Source organism: Campylobacter sp. BCW_6873 (genome assembly GCF_001762365.1).
Taxonomy (GTDB): domain Bacteria; phylum Campylobacterota; class Campylobacteria; order Campylobacterales; family Campylobacteraceae; genus Campylobacter_D; species Campylobacter_D jejuni.
In genome coordinates this window covers 1-2,330 of the sequence record NZ_MJWS01000106.1, presented here as the reverse complement: position 1 = coordinate 2,330, position 2,330 = coordinate 1, and the positions used below count along the sequence as shown (strand labels likewise).

Sequence of the window (2,330 nt, the reverse complement as noted above, 5' to 3'; positions counted from 1 at the left end):
AAAATAAAATAGTTAAAATAGAACCTAAATATTGTATTTCTCTTATAAATACTTGTTTTGATAGTAAAGAAATAACATTGGATAATGATATTAGTAGGGTAGGATTGAATGATGTACTGAGTAAAAGAACTATTGATTTTGTAAATAGATTTAAACTTTTAAAACATCAGCCCAACACTACAAGTGGCTTTAGTGCTACTTTGTTTGAAGATACTAAAGATAATAATCAAAAGATTATAGTCATACGAGGAACAGAGCCTACAAGTAATTTTAGTGTAGATATTTTGGATGCTGATGTTGATTTAGCTTTAGGCAAAGTTCCCTATAATCAATATCTTGATATGATTAAATTTTATTCTGAGTGTGTTAAAGAATTTCCAAATATTATAAAAGACAAAGGTTTGGTAATTGTAGGTCATTCTTTAGGCGGAGCTTTGGCGCAACTACTTACTCTTTCATTAGCGAGTGTTAATTCTAGTGCTAATGTTAAAGAAATCTACACTTTCAATTCGCCTGGTGCAAAAGAACTAAAAGCTTTAAATTTAAATCAAATTTACAGAATAGATGGAAAAATTATCAATTCTGATAATAAAGAGCAAGCATTGTTTTATCAAATAAGATCTTATAAATATCAAAAAAGTATAGAAATAAACTTAATAGGATATGATTCTAATTTATTTCAAAATATAAAATCATACTTTCATAATAAAACAAACTTAAAAGAACATTATATCTTTATAAAAACAAATATAATTTATAGTAAATCAACGAATTATTTTTATGATATTTTTGAAGTTGATGAAGTATTTATAAATTGTGTTAATCAGCTCCTTACTAATCTTAATATCAAAAATATTTTAGCTACAAGTGATAATACTTATCATATTGAAACAGATACTGATTCCGATGCTTCCAATACAAAAGGGGTGATACAAGATTTAGGAGTAGATATAGACGGGAAGCATTATATTGTTAATTTAGGGGATCGATTTTGGGATTCTCATTTTTTAGAGCCTACTATCATAGAATTAAATTATATTTTAAATCTTATGAAAAATAAAGAAATTGATAACCTTTTAGAGTATAATATAAATAAGGATGAAGAGCTATGGACTTTTATCAAATACCATAATAATGTTTTGGCTACCGCAAGAACTCGTTATGATGATCGTATTTTGTCATATTTTAGCATTCCTAAACTATCTAATGATTTTTCAAATTCTTTGGAATATTTGCAAATTCATTATTTACCAAAAGAACCCAAAAAACCTTTATTTGCAGCAAATATTCAAGGTTTCTCATCTACGCAATTGCAAGCTTTGGAGGAATATAAAATAAAAAAAGCTAAATATGATGAGGAGTTAAAATGGTATGAACTTTATAAAGTAAAATATGAAAGAGAACAACAAATTTTTAATCAGAAATTTAAAGAGTATTTTTCAGAAATAATTTTTTATCAAAATAGACTCTATTCTCATAAAAAAACACAAGAGAAAATTATATTAAATGCAATAATACAACAAATTAATCAAAAAGATATAACATATTTTAATTTGTATTCTGTGATAGAATTTTTAAAAGAAAACAAGGCTTATTATAAATATATAGATTTAAATGAAATCCAAGATTTAATTTTAAATGATTTAGATAATAAATTGGGTTATTTTTATTGCCTTTATGTATGTATAAATTTAATAGTATTAAGAGAAGATAAAAATACTTATTTCACCCAAGCTACCGCTATAAACAATCTAAGCTATAATTCTACTTTCACAAAAATCTTCATCCTAGATAAAGAAAAGCTCAATGATACCTATCTTGATACTAGAAAAAAGCTTTATAAATCTATCAATACTTTAAAAGAAAAAAGAAATGAAAAAATAAAAGATATCCAAGACTATTTAAATAAAGAAATTTCCTTACAAGATAATCTAAATAATCAAAGCTTTAATACTAAGGAAAATGATGTTAATTTAATTTTAAACGAAGTATTTAACATAGAGCAATTTTATGATAAAAATACCAATACCATAGTATTAAAGACAAATAATATAAAAATCATATTCTTAGATAAAGTAAATTTACAAGATTTGCAAGATAATTCTAACAATACTTCTTTCATCTCTATGTCAAATTTGATCCATATTTATGATAATCATTGTGATATTTTTGCAAAAGATAGAAGTGTTTTGGATATAAAGGACATAGAAGAAAAATATCAAATAGATTTTAAAAGTTTAGATATAAAAATCTTCCTAAACTCCACCCTCCTTACAGGATCAAATGAACTTCCTAACAATCCTTTTTACTTTGGAGAATTAGATCAAGAT

General features: G+C 24.4%; 1 protein-coding gene. It reads left to right on the top strand.

Annotated elements, in window-relative coordinates:
* Positions 1-77: 77 nt before the first annotated feature.
* Positions 78-2,330 (top strand): lipase family protein (locus AJ932_RS10605; RefSeq protein ID WP_186820611.1); only part of this gene is annotated, 2,253 nt, incomplete at its 3' end.